The sequence below is a fragment of the Pseudoalteromonas sp. EB27 genome (assembly GCF_001974875.1).
Lineage (GTDB): Bacteria > Pseudomonadota > Gammaproteobacteria > Enterobacterales > Alteromonadaceae > Pseudoalteromonas.
Genome location: NZ_MTQD01000005.1, coordinates 127682 through 142810 on the forward strand (window position 1 = coordinate 127682; position 15129 = coordinate 142810).

The window sequence follows — 15129 nt, forward strand, 5'->3', positions numbered from 1 at the left end:
CCCCGCTAGGCTTTTTTATTGCTAAAATTTCACCCCTAAGGTTTTACACTTACCAATTTATAAATAAACAAAGCAGCACAAAAGCCGAAAAAGAATCCGCTAATTAAATTAAGTAATGCGGTAATTGTAGCAAGCGGTGTAAATAACACTAAAAGCAGTGGCAGGCTCACGCCTAAAATAAAAAACAATCCACCTTTACCTAACCAATAAGCTAATAAAAGCACTGAAGATACAACTCCACCCGCAACTGCATAACCTAACGTAACTATATTTAACTCAAGTAAAACATTAGCGATAATAGCTATTACGGCCGTTATCAGCATACCCATTGGCGCTTTAGTCACTAACGACAAACCAACATGCGGCTGTTTACCCATTTATTTACACTCCCAAAAAATACCATTTTCATCAACATGCTTAGCACTTATAAAATAACCAACCACTTGCACTAATTCATCATTATAGAAAATAAGCGGTACGCTGGCGCGAAGCCAAGGTGCTATTTTTGCATCTTTAAACCAATGCTTAACTGTATTACTACCAGGCTTTTTAAGTGGTTTTATACGCGCACTATTGCAATTAAAGCGCACTATTACTTGCTCATTAGCGTGTGGAGGTCTTACACCGCTACCAGCCCTTTTAATTAATAAACGCCCATCAGCAAGTTTTAGTTCTGAATGATTCAGCTCTGTATCTGTTAATACTTCACTTGGTGTTACAAAATACAAATAACCTTGATGCCGGCGTATTTGTCCATCTAGCAAGTCGATACGCATTTGTGCATCGTTTTTTGCGCACATTGCTTGATTAATAATTTGCTCAAGTTGCTTTTGTGATGGCATCACTTGAGTAAATAGAGCAAGCCACGCACGTACTATATTTGCTATGCGCGCTGCGCTGTATTCACTTATTTGGCTAATGCACAGTGCTTGATGCTCGTTAACACACTTATTTAAATCAAGCTGGGTATATTCATCAAGTAGAGTTTGTTGTTGCTGTAGTAGCTCAATGCTTCGTGCAGTGCATTGCTCAAACCCATTAAAGCGCTCAGCTAACACAGGCACTATTTTTGAGCGTAAAAAATTACGATCAAAACTTTCATCTGTATTAGAGTCATCGGTTATGTGGTTAATACCGAACTGCGCTGCAAACGCTTCTATATCGCTTCGCTTAACGTTCAACAATGGCCGAAAACATACACGGCCACTTTGCAGCAAACGCGCTTGGTGCATAGCACCAAGCCCTTTTAAACCTGAGCCACGCTTTAAGCGCAGTAAAAACGTTTCTACTTGGTCGTTTAAGTGTTGGCCCAGTAAAATAATGCTGCTTTGTGGGCTTAGTTCATCAAGTGCTTTATAACGGGCGTCGCGTGCTTGGGCTTCAAGACTTGTGCGCGACTGCTGCTCAATGACAACTTTCGCAGCTTCAAAAGGCACACTAAGCTCAATACATACGTTTTTGCAAAAGCGTTGCCAGTCATCAGCATACTGGCTCAAGCCATGGTGAACATAAATAGCCGAGACATTAATTGCAGGGTTATCTGCTTTTAAAGTGCGCATTAAATGCAACAACACCACAGAATCAACGCCACCAGAGAGCGCCACTGTAAAAGCAGTGTAGCCTTGCTCAATATAGCTATTTAGTGATTTTTTTAATTGCTGATAAATTGCTGATGTATGCATATGGGCGCACTTTAATATAAAAACTCTGAACATTTTAAAGCAAAAAAGCCGCATAAGCGGCTTTTTTTTAACATTTAATGCGTTTAGCAATAACCAAACGACATTAAACGTTTGTAACGTTGGTCAAGCATTTCTTCAAGCGTAAGCGCTTGAAGATCAGCTAAGTCACGTTTTAGGCGTTCTTTTAAGTTACGTGCCATACCATCGTAATTGCGGTGCGCTCCACCTAGAGGTTCATCAATTAAATTACTGATTAAATCTAGTTCTTTCACGCGCTCTGCGGTTACACCCATAGCTTCTGCTGCAAGTGGTGCTTTGTCGGCGCTTTTCCAAAGAATTGACGCACAACCTTCAGGCGAAATTACAGAATAAGTGCTGTATTGCAACATGTTAACTCTGTCGCCAACACCAATCGCTAATGCACCACCTGAACCGCCTTCGCCTATAACCGTACATATTGTCGGCACTTTAAGTGTCGCCATTACTTTTAAGTTACGTGCGATTGCTTCAGATTGACCACGCTCTTCAGCGCCAACGCCTGGGTATGCACCCGGTGTGTCGATAAAAGTCATGATTGGCATTTTAAAACGCTCAGCCATTTCCATTAAGCGTAATGCTTTACGGTAACCTTCTGGCTTTGGCATACCAAAGTTGCGTTTAATTTTTTCAGCAGTGTCACGGCCTTTTTGTTGGCCAATAACCATTACTGGTTCGCCATCTAAACGCGCAACGCCACCTAAAATAGCCGGATCGTTAGCAAAAGTACGATCGCCAGCAAACTCGTCAAATTCCGTGAAAATGCGCTCGATATAATCTCGAGTGTAAGGACGCAACGGATGACGTGCTAACTGTGATACTTGCCAAGCGCCTAAATTAGAAAAAATCTCCTGTTTTTGTTTGGCACTTTTTTCTTTTAGTTTGCTGACTTCCTCTTCTAACTCAAGGTCTAATTCGCCAGCGCGGCTTATATTTTGTAATTCTTCAATTTTTGCTTCTAATTCTGCAATTGGAAGCTCAAAATCAAGATAATTGAGGCTCATGCTCTAAACTACCTAATTAGTTAAATTCTAGTTCTACATCTTGCGCTGCCATTAATGATAACTTATGTATTAAGTCGTCACTTGGCGTAACACACCATTCGATCCCAAGAGTTAATTGAGCCAACGCATCTGGACGTTGGTAATAAACCTTGATCGGACACGTTCCCATTTTATAGGGTTCGAGTACTTTTTGTAATTTATCGAAGAAACCTGCCTCGACTTGCACCATGTTCAGCGTCATTTTAATCGCTTTAATACGTTTTTCACGCGCTTGAGCAATGGTGTTTATTTCTCTGGCGGTCATTGTAATACCACCGGAGAAGTTATCAAAGCTGACCTGTCCAGATATTACCAAGATATTGTTAACTTGGAGCATATCTTGGTACTTTTCAAACTCGTCTGAATACAAGCGTACATCAATCCGTGCACTCTTGTCATCTAAAGTTACTAAGGCCCAACGATTTCCTTTTTTATTAATTAATACCCTTGAAGCAATCACTAAACCTGCGGCCGTTGCAAATACATCACGGTTAGTTGGCTGTAAATCAACTATTTTCCCGCTGGTATAATGCCTAAGCTCACGTCGGTACTGATTTATCGGATGCCCAGTTAAATAAAGGCCTAACGTTTCTTTTTCACCATCTAACCATTCGTTATCGTTGAGTCCCGTGGCTTTAATAAAGGCTTGTTCAACTTCGTCAGGCTCGGTGGCTAATAAACCAAACAAATCACTTTGCCCTAATAGCTCAGCTTTGTTGTGTTGATCAGCTGCACGCATTGCATCTTTTAAACTGGCCAATAATGTAGCACGTCCAGATTGGGTTTTTTCTGGCCCTAAATTATCTAGTGCACCTGAGTAAATTAATTTTTCAGTGACGCGTTTATTTAAGCGTTTTAAATCAACTCGGGCACAAAAATCAAATAAATCTTTAAATGGGCCACCTTTCGCACGTGCTTCTAATATTGCATCAACCGGTGCTTCACCCACGCCTTTAATAGCGCCGATGCCGTAAACAATTTCACCTTGTAGGTTTACTGTAAACTTAAACTCACCTGCATTTACGTCTGGCGGCAATAAAGTGAGCTTCATGTTTTCACATTCGTCCACCAAAATAACTATTTTGTCGGTGTTATCCATATCGGCCGACATTACCGCAGCCATAAACTCAGCAGGATGGTGCGTTTTCATCCACAGCGTTTGATACGAAACGAGTGCATATGCCGCTGAGTGAGATTTATTAAAGCCGTAACCAGCGAATTTTTCTACCAAGTCGAAGATTTTTATCGCGAGCTCGCCGTCAATGCCGTTATTTCTTGCGCCATCTTCAAACGTTGAACGCTGCTTTGCCATTTCTTCGGGTTTTTTCTTACCCATTGCACGACGCAGCATGTCGGCGCCACCTAGCGTGTAGCCTGCTAGTACTTGCGCAATTTGCATTACTTGCTCTTGATACAAGATAATGCCGTACGTTGGATCAAGTATTGGTTTTAAGCTTTCGTGCTGATATTGCGCATCTGGGTATGAGATTTCTTCTCGGCCCAATTTTCGGTCGATAAAGTTATCTACCATGCCTGATTGCAGCGGACCTGGTCGGAACAAGGCCACAAGTGCAATCATATCTTCAAAGCAGTCGGGTTTAAGTCGGCGTACTAAGTCTTTCATACCGCGCGACTCTAGCTGGAATACAGCGGTCGTCTCAGCACGAAGTAGTAACTCAATACTTTTTTTATCATCCAGTGGAATAGTGTTTATATCGACAGGGTCTTTACCTCGGCGCTCCATGCGCACGTTGGTCATATCGACTGCCCACTGCAATATAGTCAGTGTACGTAAACCCAAGAAATCGAACTTAACTAAGCCTGCCGTTTCTACGTCGTTTTTATCAAACTGTGTTACCGGAAACTTACCTTCGTCATCGCAATAAAGCGCGGCAAAGTCGGTAATAGTGGTTGGCGATATTACTACGCCACCCGCATGTTTACCGGCGTTACGTGTACACCCTTCAAGGATGCGACACATGTCGATTAAATCTTTTACTTCGTTGTCGCCATCGTAGGCTTCTTGCAAGCGTGGTTCTATGTCAAACGCTTTAGCAAGCGTCATCCCAGGATCGCCTGGAATCATTTTTGAAATACGATCAACAAACCCATAAGGATGCCCAAGTACTCGCCCTACATCGCGTATTACCGCTTTTGCAGCCATAGTACCAAAGGTAATAATTTGCGATACGGCGTTTCGACCATACAAAGCCGACACGTGATCAATTACCTCGTCACGTCTATCCATACAGAAATCGACGTCGAAATCGGGCATTGATACACGTTCTGGATTCAAAAATCGCTCAAAAAGCAAGTCGAATTCAAGTGGATCCAAATCGGTAATTTTAAGTGCGTACGCAACTAACGAACCCGCACCTGAACCACGACCAGGTCCAACAGGGATATTGTTATCTTTACTCCACTGAATAAACTCCATTACGATTAAGAAGTAACCGGGGAATCCCATTTGGTTAATTACGCCAAGTTCTATATCAAGTCGCTCGTCGTATTCAACGCGTTTTACTTTTCGCTCTTCTTCATCGGGGAATAAAAACTGCAGTCGCTCTTCAAGACCGTCTTCTGACACTTTAACTAAAAACTCATCAATCTTAAGTGAGCCAGTTGGGTAATCAGGTAAAAAGTAAGTCCCTAGCTGAACAGTTACATTACAACGCTTAGCTATCTCTACCGTATTTTGTAAAGCCTCAGGAATGTCGCTAAACAGCTCTGCCATTTGCTCTGATGTTTTTAGGTATTGTTCTTCAGAGAACCGTTTAGGGCGGCGTTTATCATCAAGCGTGTAGCCGTCAAAAATAGCAACACGAATTTCGTGCGCTTCAAAGTTTTCTGGCTTTAAAAATACCACTTCGTTGGTGGCTACAACAGGTAACTGCTCTTTGGTGGCAAGCTCTACCGCCATGTGCAAGTAGTCTTCTTCAAGCGGTCGATTGGTGCGAACAAGCTCAAGGTAGTAGTTATCGCTAAAATGCTGCTTGTAAAAACTAACAACCGATTCAATGACACTTGGGTTATTTTTTAATAACGCTTTACCTAAGTCACCGTCTTTAGCGCCAGAGAGAATAATTAAGCCCGTTTTATGTTCCACCAGCCATTCTCGGTCAATCACTGGCCGATGAAACACATGCCCACGCTGATACGCTTTAGATATTAACAAGGTAATATTTTTATAGCCGTCGTTGTCTTTGGCTAATATGGTTAAGCGGCTTGGTTCGTCAGGAAATTCAGGACTACGAACCCAAAAGTCTGCCCCCACAATAGGCTTAATACCGGCGTTATGCGTGGCGCCATAAAAGCGCACTAAGCCACAAAAGTTCATTTGATCGGTAATCGCAATCGCAGGCATTTGCAGCTCTTGCGCTTTAGCGACTATCGGCTTTGTTTTAGCGAGGCCGTCAACCATCGAGAAGTCAGAATGAACCCTTAAATGGACAAAATCAGGAGCCGCCATGCTTAACCCTCGCCATTGGCTTGCGCCAATACACGCTGCACAGGCTTAAAACTTTTACGATGCTCGTCAATCGCGCCGTACTGCTCAAGCGCCGCAAAATGCGCTTTAGTCGGATATCCTTTGTGCCCTGCAAAGCCATATTCTGGGTGGCGTTTATCAAGTTCAATCATTTCATCATCACGCGCTACTTTAGCTAAAATAGACGCGGCTGATATTTCAGCTACCAAGCTATCGCCTTTAACAACGGCTTGCGCTGGCATTGCTAATTTAGGCAAACGATTACCATCTATAAATACAAATTCAGGTTGTGTGCTTAACGCCTCTACTGCGCGGGTCATGGCAAGCATCGTTGCGTGCAGAATATTTAATTCATCAATCTCTGTCGGATTGCAGCGACCATAGGCGTAACACAATGCTTTTTCTTTTATTTCAATCGCGAGTGCTTGGCGTTTTTTATCTGTTAATTTTTTAGAATCTGCTAAGCCTGCAATAGGTTTAGTGGGATCTAAAATAACGGCGGCAGTGACTACGTCGCCAACAAGTGGACCGCGCCCTACTTCATCTACACCGGCAATTAAGGCTACGTTGGGTCTATCAATTTGCATTTATTAACTCCGCCACAGCATTGGCTGCTTGTTCACTGGCATTTAATCTAATTTTTTCATGAATAGCTAAAAAGCGTGCTTTTAGCTCAATGTTATCTGTATTAAGCATAGGAGTAAGCGCATTTGTTAAATTAGCCACATTACACTCACTTTGTAAAAACTCAGGTACTAGCTCTTCGTCGGCTAATAAATTAGGCAGCGAAAAGTACTTAATATTAAACGTAAATAAGGTTTTAAAAATCCAATAGCTTAAAGGCTTTATTTTATAGCCCACTACCATTGGCTTTTTATAAAGCATGCCTTCAAGTGTTGCGGTGCCCGACGCTAATAAAATAGCATCAGCAGCTTGCATAGCTAATTTTGATTGTCCATCAAGCAGGTTAACATTAAGGTTTGGCGCGGTAGCATTTAATATATCAGTAAACTGCGCTTTGCGTTTTTCGTTAACCAGTGGCACCACAACTTTAAGATTTGGGTTTTTAGCTTGCAACTGCGCGGCTGTTTTAATGTAAGTTTCACTTAGCAAACCAACTTCAGATCCTCGACTACCAGGTAGCAACGCCAGTACTTTGTCATCAAGGCTTAAGCCGAGTTCTGCACGTGCTTTACTATCGTCGTGCTCAAGCGCTATATCGTCAGCCAAAGTATGCCCTACAAATGTACATGGCACTTGGTGTTTATCATAAAATTCTTTTTCGAATGGTAATAACGCCAACACTAAGTTAGTCGCTGCACTAATTGTATGAATACGCTTTTCGCGCCACGCCCAAACAGACGGACTTACATACTGTACGGTTTTAATGCCCGCATCTTTAAGTGGTTTTTCTACACGTAAGTTAAAGTCGGGTGCGTCTATACCTATAAATACATCAGGTGGATTATCTACAAAATGCTGCACGAGTTGTTTACGTATTTTAAGCAAACGCGGCAAACGACCAAGTACCTCAACAAGTCCCATTACCGAAAGCTCATCCATGTCGTAAAGTGTTTTACAGCCTTGCGCTTGCATTTTAGGCCCAGCTATACCTTCAAAAATAGCGTCCGGAAAGTGTTTTTTAAGGGCTTTAATTAAGCCTTCGCCTAAAATATCGCCCGACAGTTCACCTGCCACAATACCAATTCGTAGTTGTTTTTTATCTTCATTCATTTGATTTTATTTCACAAGTAAACCAGGCGTTCATGAGTATTAGTTTACCGTGTTTTACTGTTTGGTTAAACGCTTTAAATAACTGGTTTTTTATCATTAAATTTAATTTATTGTATTGTTTGTTTTTAATACTGATGTAGCATATAAAATATATATTAAGTTTTACTAATATACATATTGACAAAAATTGCACAAACGTAAATAATATTACAAACTTTCAGTAATTACTGAAAGTTCATTAAATATTAACTTTACCAATTAAATATTGTCCTGTTAATCCGTCACTCTCAAGGAGCCAATAATGATAGATGAAACCTTTGTGGATCTATCGCGATTACAGTTTGCTGTTACCGCTCTCTTTCATTTCTTATTCGTACCGTTAACTATAGGTATGACCTGGATTTTAGTTATTATGGAATCGGTTTATGTTATGACCGGCCGCGAAATTTATCGTGACATGACTAAGTTTTGGGGAAAATTGTTTGGTATTAACTTTGCAATTGGTGTGGCGACAGGCCTTACCATGGAGTTTGAGTTTGGTACTAACTGGTCTTATTACTCGCATTACGTGGGTGATGTTTTTGGGGCTCCCCTTGCTATTGAAGGTTTAATGGCATTCTTTTTAGAATCGACTTTTGTAGGTATGTTCTTTTTAGGCTGGGATAGACTCTCTAAACGCCAACATTTAGGTGCAACCTTTTTAATGGCTATTGGTACCAATATGTCGGCGCTGTGGATTTTAATTGCCAACGGCTGGATGCAAAACCCAGTAGGTGCTGAATTTAACTATCAAACCATGCGCATGGAAATGACAAGCTTTGCAGAGCTTGTATTTAACCCTGTAGCACAAGTTAAGTTTATTCATACTGTATCGGCAGGCTATGTAGCTGCATCTATGTTTGTACTGGGCATAAGCAGTTGGTACATATTAAAAGGCCGTGATTTAGCGTTTGCTAAACGTTCTTTCTCGGTCGCATCGGGCTTTGGTTTAGCGTCAATTTTATGTGTAATTTTACTCGGTGACGAATCAGGCTACGAGGTAGGTGAAGTTCAAAAAGTAAAACTTGCAACAATTGAAGCTGAGTGGCACACCGAAGAAGCTCCGGCTGCGTTTACCGCATTTGGTTTTCCTGATTCAGAAGAGCAAGTAACACATGCTGCGGTTAAAATACCTTATGCACTGGGATTAATTGCTACGCGTTCACTTGATGAGCAAGTAACGGGTATTAACGACCTAGAAAAACAACACGAAGTACGTATTCGCAACGGTATGATTGCTTATGAATACCTTACAAAGCTCAGAAACGGCGAAGATACACCAGAAAATATTGCCAAGTTTAATTCTATCAAAGACGATTTAGGCTATGGCTTGTTACTTAAGCGCTACACACCTGATGTTGTAGATGCTACCGAAGAGCACATTCAAAAAGCCGTTAAAGACTCATTCCCTAAAGTAGGCCCTATGTTCTGGTCATTTAGGATTATGGTTGCCTGTGGTGTAGCCATGCTTGGTGTATTTATATTGGCATTTTACTACAACGCACATCGCGTTATTGAGCAAAAGCGCTGGTTGTTATGGGCTGCAGTATTGAGCATTCCGCTACCTTGGATAGCTATTGAATTTGGCTGGATAGTTGCTGAGTATGGCCGTCAACCTTGGGCAATATCTGAAATACTGCCGACCTTTTTAGCGACGTCGTCACTGACAGTAAACGATATTTTAATTAGCTTAACTGGGTTTATTGTTTTCTACACTGGTTTAGCCATAGTTGAAGGTTGGTTGATGATTCGCTTTGTTAAGCAAGGACCAAGCTCTCTACATACTGGTAAATACCATTTTGAATTACCAAACAAAGCTGAGCAAACTAAAGGAGAGCAATCATGATTTTTGATTATGAAACATTAAAAATGCTTTGGTGGTTGATCATTGGTGTGCTGCTTATTGGTTTTGCTATTACCGATGGAATGGATATGGGCGTTGCTATGTTGCTTCGCCTAGTTGGTAAAACTGACTCAGAGCGACGTACGGTAATTAATACCATTGGCCCGCACTGGGATGGTAACCAAGTATGGTTTATAACTGCAGGCGGCGCGTTATTTGCAGCGTGGCCTATGGTTTATGCTGCCGCATTTTCGGGCTTTTACTTTGCCATGATGCTAGTACTATTTGCTTTGTTTTTTAGACCACTTGGATTTGATTACCGCAGTAAAGTAGACTCAAAACGCTGGCGCAACAACTGGGATTGGGGCTTGCTTGCAGGCAGCGCGATTCCAGCTCTCGTTTTTGGCGTTGCATTTGGTAATTTATTTTTAGGCGTACCGTTTAATATTGATAACCTAATGCGTGTTAGCTACCAAGGCTCATTCTTTGGCTTACTAAACCCATTCGGATTACTTGCTGGCTTAGTCAGTATTACTATGTTGGTTGCTCATGCAGGTATGTGGTTACAACTTCGTACAGCCGATGCAGTAGCTGAGCGTTCGGGTCAATATGGGCGTTATTCACTAATTGTATTTATTGTGTTATTTGCTGCAGCTGGCTTTTGGGTTGCTAATTTAACGGGTTATCAAATTGTATCAATGGCTGATACGCAAAGTCATGCAGACCCTTTAGCTAAAGTAGTCACTACAGCGCAAGGTGCTTGGTTAAGTAATTACAGCGATCGTCCGTGGACAATGACCTTCCCTATTTTAGCCTTTGCAATGGCATTAAGTGCACTTATGTTTTCTAAATTAAATAAACCAGCACTTGGACTTATTTCAACAAGCTTAATGTTAATTGGCGTGATTATGACGGCCGGTGTTTCACTGTTCCCATTTATTATGCCATCAAGTAATAACCCTAATATTAGCTTAACAATTTGGGATGCAGTATCGAGCCATAAAACGCTCAATGTAATGTTTGTTGCAGTGTGTATTTTTGTTCCACTTATTTTAGCTTATACCACTTGGTGTTACGTAAAAATGTGGCGCAGAGTAACGGTTGAAGAAATTGAAAACAACACTCACGGTAGCTACTAAGGAGACTAAACTATGTGGTATTTCGCTTGGATTTTAGGTGTACTTTTGGCCTGTACCTTAGGTGTAATAAATGTAATGTGGTACGAATTTCATCAAAATAAAAACAGCATTGCTGATGATGAACAAGCCATGCACGATTTATTAAACGATGCTAACAACACAAAAGATGACGACTAACCCCCGACCAGATCGCGCGCAGCAGCAATCACTGCGCGCTTTTTTAAAGCGTCAAAGTAAACCCGCTGCAGTGTGGTTAAAGTTAAGCATTGCACTGGGTACTTTTAACGCATTACTAATGATTGCGGGTGCTTATTTACTTGCGCAAACTATTCACAATGTAATGTTTGAAGGTAATAATTTAGCCCAAGTTACTCATTTATTATGGCCCTTAGCAGGCATTACTCTATTGCGCGCGGTTTTTTTAGCGTTAAGCGAACGCTTGAGTGCATATGCTGCACTTAAAATAAAATCGGCTATGCGCCAAACACTTCTAAATAAGCTCAGCTTACTTGGGCCAAGCTATATAGAACAACACGGCCAAGGCGCTACATTAAATACCCTACATAATGGCGTAGAAGCACTCCACGACTATTATGCTAAATACCTACCCGGTGCTGCTTACAGCGCGCTTATCCCGCTGGCAATATTGGTTGTTATTTTTCCGACAGATTATAAAGCTGGGTTGATATTTTTATTAACCGCCCCGCTCATTCCTTTTTTCATGATTTTGGTAGGCTCAAAAGCCGAAGCTTTAAACCAAAAACGCTGGAAGCAACTTGCTGTACTGGGCAATTACTTTTTTGACCGCGTACAAGGTTTAACTCAACTCAAGCTATTTAATGCAACACGTACCGAGCTTAAACAAATAGCTAAAATTTCAGATGATTTTAGACACGCTACACTCGATGTTTTAAAAATCGCGTTTTTATCATCATTTGCACTTGAATTTTTAGCCACCATTAGCGTGGCATTAGTCGCAGTAATTATTGGTTTTAGACTGTTTTTTGGCACTCTTGATTTTGCTACTGGTTTTGTGGTGCTACTTTTAGCGCCTGAATTTTATTTACCACTGCGCCAGCTAGGTAGCCATTACCATGCACGCTTACAAGGCATTAGTGCCGCTGCCGATATGGTTGCGATTTTAAATGCACCACTGCCAAATGACGAAAATTCGTCAGTGACTACAAGTACGCTTGAAAACAATTTAACTTTAAATGCAATTAACTCCATGAGTATTACCGACCTTAATTTTATATACCCAGATAGTAACGAAGGCATTAAAAATATAAATTTAACACTGCCAAATAAAGGCTTAATTGCAGTTGTGGGCAGTAGTGGCTCAGGTAAAAGTACGTTGTTTGATTGCCTATTAGGGTTTCATCCTGAGGTGATTAACCACCTATCTATTAATGATCAGAGTTTAAGCACAACCGATATTACTTACCTGCAAAATAACATTGCATGGATACCACAAAAAGCGACGCTGTTTTACGACACCATTGCTGCCAACATTAAATTGGCCAAACCAACTGCCACACAGCAAGAGCTTGAACATGCAGCAAAGCAAGCTGGTGTGCTTGAATTTATAAATACCCTACCCGATGGTTTTAACACACTGATAGGTGAGCAAGGGGAAGGGCTTTCTGGCGGACAAAAGCAACGCATCGCACTCGCACGTGCATTCATAAAACAAGCACCAGTTTTAGTGCTTGATGAGCCTACAGCGCACCTTGATAGCCAAACAGAGCTGCTTATTCAAGATGCTATTAATGAATACGCTAAAAATAACTTAGTATTAGTCATTGCTCATCGACTAAATACCGTTAAACATGCCAGCAATATCATCGTTATGCACGATGGAAAAATAGCTGAGCAAGGTCACTTTGAAACACTTGCAGCGCAAAATGGTGCATTTGCTGATTTATTAAAAACGGCTAAACAAGGGGTTGCGCATGCATAATTTTATTCGCTTATTAAAGCTTTGTGCTCCTCATTATAAAGCTATGCTATTGGGTACATTTTTAGCAACGATTACGGTATTAGCTAATGTGGGCTTGTTGGCTATATCTGGCTGGTTTTTAGCGTCAATGGCGGCTGCAGGTCTTGCGGGCGTGCAAATGAACTACTTTACTCCAGCAGGAACGATTCGGTTTTTAGCAATTGTACGAACTGCATCGCGCTATGGCGAACGCCTAGTTACTCATAACGCCACATTTTTATTACTAAGTGAAATACGTACCAATGTCTTTGCAACGTTAAGTAAGCTTAACAATGTTGATTTAGCAATGAGCCGCAGCGCCGATTTAGTTAACCGATTACAAAACGATGTAGACGCACTCGACAAGTTTTATTTAAACGTTTTACTTCCTATGCTAGTCGCTCTTTTAAGTGTGCCAATCATCATGCTGTTTATGTCGGTCTATAATGGCAACGTCGCCCTTATTTGCTTTACTGGCATTATACTTATTGGTGTGGTTATACCTGCCCTACTCAGCGCAAAGCTCACTAAAAACAGCCATAAAGAAACACAACTTAGTGCACAACTTCGCTCTGAGCTTTCAGATACACTCACAGGACTTAGAGAGCTTAGTATTTATCAAGCCCGTTCGCAGCAACTTAATAAGTGCGACGAATTAAGCGAGCAGTACAATCAGCAATTATTTATTCGCCACAAAGCACTGGCAAACTCAGATGGGTTAAGCTTATTGGTTGTTCAATTAGCGATGCTTGCTAGCATAGTAACCATTGTCCCACTGGTTTACGCAAGCAGTATGGTAAATGTAGAACTTGCTATGTTAAGCCTGTTTGTACTGGCAAGCTTTGAAAGTGTATTGCTACTACCCAATGCGTTTATAGAGCTTCCTAGTGTATTAAAAGCAGCAGAGCGGTTGTTTACACTTGAAGATAAAGCCGCTAACTCACAAGTTAAAGATACACATGTAGACGTTGATGAAAACTTTAGCGCGCAAAACCACACGCTAGCACTTAACAATATTAGCTACCAATATGGTGAGCAAACAGCGCTTACTAATATCAGTTTTGAGCTAATGCCCCAGCAAAAAGTAGCGATTGTCGGTAGAAGCGGCAGCGGTAAAACAACGCTTGTAAATCTACTTACTGGTTTATGGCCTTTACAACAAGGCAGCATAACGCTAAACAATCAAAATAGCGTTGTTGACTTACATTCGTTAAATAATGATATACGCGCAAGTGTGATAAATATATTAGCCCAGCAACACCATATTTTTGATGGCACACTGAGTGAAAATTTGCGTTATGCCGTGCCAAATGCAACTAAAGAGCAAATGATTGAAGCGCTCTCGTTAGCGCAATTAAGCCCGTGGTTTAATGAACTAAAAGAAGGTTTAAAAACACGATTAGGCACTGGCGGGCGTAATGTGTCGCAAGGTCAGTCTAGACGTATAGCCATTGCACAAGCATTACTTAAAAGCCCAGCTATTTTAGTTCTTGATGAACCAACAGAAGGTCTTGATAATCAGTCTAAGCAAGGGGTAATGCAAGCAATAATGCATGTTATGAATAACGCGAGCGTGCTCACAATTACGCACGATCCCGCTCTACTTGCTCAAATGGATAATGTTGTATGGTTGGAAGGCGGTAAAGTAGTCGCACAAGGCTCTCATAAAGAGCTCAGTGGGGCTTATCCTGGTTATGTTGCGCTAACTACCCGGTTTTAAAACCTTTACTGATACATCAATAACGCCGACCTTAGGGTCGGCTATCTTTTTAAACATACTTTTTGATAAATCAATAATACGACCTCGCACATACGGGCCTCTATCGTTAATTCTTACCGTGACTGATTTGTTATTGGCTAGATTAGTAACAACCACCGTAGTACCAAAATCGAATTCTAAATGGGCTGCCGTGGCGGCTTGTTGACTAAAGCGCTCTCCGTTGGCGGTTGTTCTTCCGTGGTATTTATCAGCATAAAAAGATGCTTTCCCAACTTGAGTGATTTCTCCAGCAGATGATTTAACAATAGGCTGGCTACTACAAGCGGCTAAAACTGAAGTAATAAAAAGAGTGACTACTAACTTAGGTAAACGCATAGGACGGCTTTTATTATATAAATTACCCGCATACTAACTCAATTACCCTGAGT

Annotated in this window: 12 protein-coding genes; 5 read left to right on the top strand and 7 right to left on the bottom strand. The window is 41.3% G+C overall.

Going from position 1 to position 15129, the window contains the following annotated elements; genetic code table 11:
- Positions 1–35: 35 nt before the first annotated feature.
- The 6 genes from BW142_RS07405 to lpxB form a co-directional block, all read right to left on the bottom strand.
- Positions 36–377, bottom strand: a complete 342-nt coding sequence (locus BW142_RS07405; protein WP_076924446.1) for a hypothetical protein — start codon at positions 375–377, stop codon at positions 36–38.
- Positions 378–1682, bottom strand: a complete 1305-nt coding sequence (gene tilS, locus BW142_RS07410) for a tRNA lysidine(34) synthetase TilS (RefSeq protein ID WP_076924508.1) — start codon at positions 1680–1682, stop codon at positions 378–380.
- Between the two features lie 83 nt (positions 1683–1765).
- Positions 1766–2722, bottom strand: coding sequence for an acetyl-CoA carboxylase carboxyl transferase subunit alpha (gene accA, locus BW142_RS07415; RefSeq protein ID WP_024599973.1), 957 nt, complete (start codon positions 2720–2722; stop codon positions 1766–1768).
- Positions 2723–2738: 16 nt separating this feature from the next.
- Positions 2739–6230 carry a DNA polymerase III subunit alpha gene (gene dnaE / locus BW142_RS07420; protein ID WP_076924447.1) on the bottom strand — a complete coding sequence of 1164 codons (3492 nt, stop codon included), beginning with the start codon at positions 6228–6230 and terminating at the stop codon, positions 2739–2741.
- A gap of 2 nt (positions 6231–6232) precedes the next feature.
- Positions 6233–6835 carry a ribonuclease HII gene (rnhB, locus tag BW142_RS07425; protein ID WP_076924448.1) on the bottom strand — a complete coding sequence of 201 codons (603 nt, stop codon included), beginning with the start codon at positions 6833–6835 and terminating at the stop codon, positions 6233–6235.
- Positions 6825–7982, bottom strand: a complete 1158-nt coding sequence (gene lpxB, locus BW142_RS07430) for a lipid-A-disaccharide synthase (RefSeq protein ID WP_076924449.1) — start codon at positions 7980–7982, stop codon at positions 6825–6827. The genes rnhB and lpxB overlap by 11 nt, the downstream gene beginning before the upstream one ends.
- Positions 7983–8283: 301 nt before the next feature.
- On the opposite strand from lpxB, the gene BW142_RS07435 reads away from it, so the two are divergent.
- Genes BW142_RS07435 through cydC form a run of 5 tightly spaced genes read left to right on the top strand, consistent with a single transcriptional unit; the run spans position 8284 to position 14701 of the window.
- Positions 8284–9867, top strand: a complete 1584-nt coding sequence (locus BW142_RS07435; RefSeq protein ID WP_076924450.1) for a cytochrome ubiquinol oxidase subunit I — start codon at positions 8284–8286, stop codon at positions 9865–9867.
- The gene (cydB, locus tag BW142_RS07440) at positions 9864–11003 is read left to right on the top strand and encodes a cytochrome d ubiquinol oxidase subunit II (protein WP_076924451.1); all 1140 of its coding nucleotides are present in this window, start codon (positions 9864–9866) and stop codon (positions 11001–11003) included. The genes BW142_RS07435 and cydB overlap by 4 nt, the downstream gene beginning before the upstream one ends.
- 12 nt (positions 11004–11015) lie before the next feature.
- On the top strand, positions 11016–11180 hold the full coding sequence (gene cydX, locus BW142_RS07445; RefSeq protein WP_002958303.1) for a cytochrome bd-I oxidase subunit CydX: 165 nt from the start codon (positions 11016–11018) through the stop codon (positions 11178–11180).
- Positions 11170–12963: a thiol reductant ABC exporter subunit CydD gene (gene cydD / locus BW142_RS07450; protein ID WP_076924452.1), complete on the top strand. Its 1794-nt coding sequence runs from the start codon at positions 11170–11172 to the stop codon at positions 12961–12963. Before cydX ends, cydD begins: the two co-directional genes overlap by 11 nt.
- The gene (gene cydC / locus BW142_RS07455) at positions 12956–14701 is read left to right on the top strand and encodes a thiol reductant ABC exporter subunit CydC (protein WP_076924453.1); all 1746 of its coding nucleotides are present in this window, start codon (positions 12956–12958) and stop codon (positions 14699–14701) included. The genes cydD and cydC overlap by 8 nt, the downstream gene beginning before the upstream one ends.
- On the opposite strand, the gene BW142_RS07460 is transcribed toward cydC, so the two are convergent.
- Positions 14684–15076 (bottom strand): septal ring lytic transglycosylase RlpA family protein, encoded by a 393-nt coding sequence (locus BW142_RS07460; protein ID WP_010553743.1) that lies wholly within the window; start codon positions 15074–15076, stop codon positions 14684–14686. The two genes, cydC and BW142_RS07460, sit on opposite strands and share 18 nt — an antisense overlap.
- Between the last annotated feature and the right edge of the window lie 53 nt (positions 15077–15129).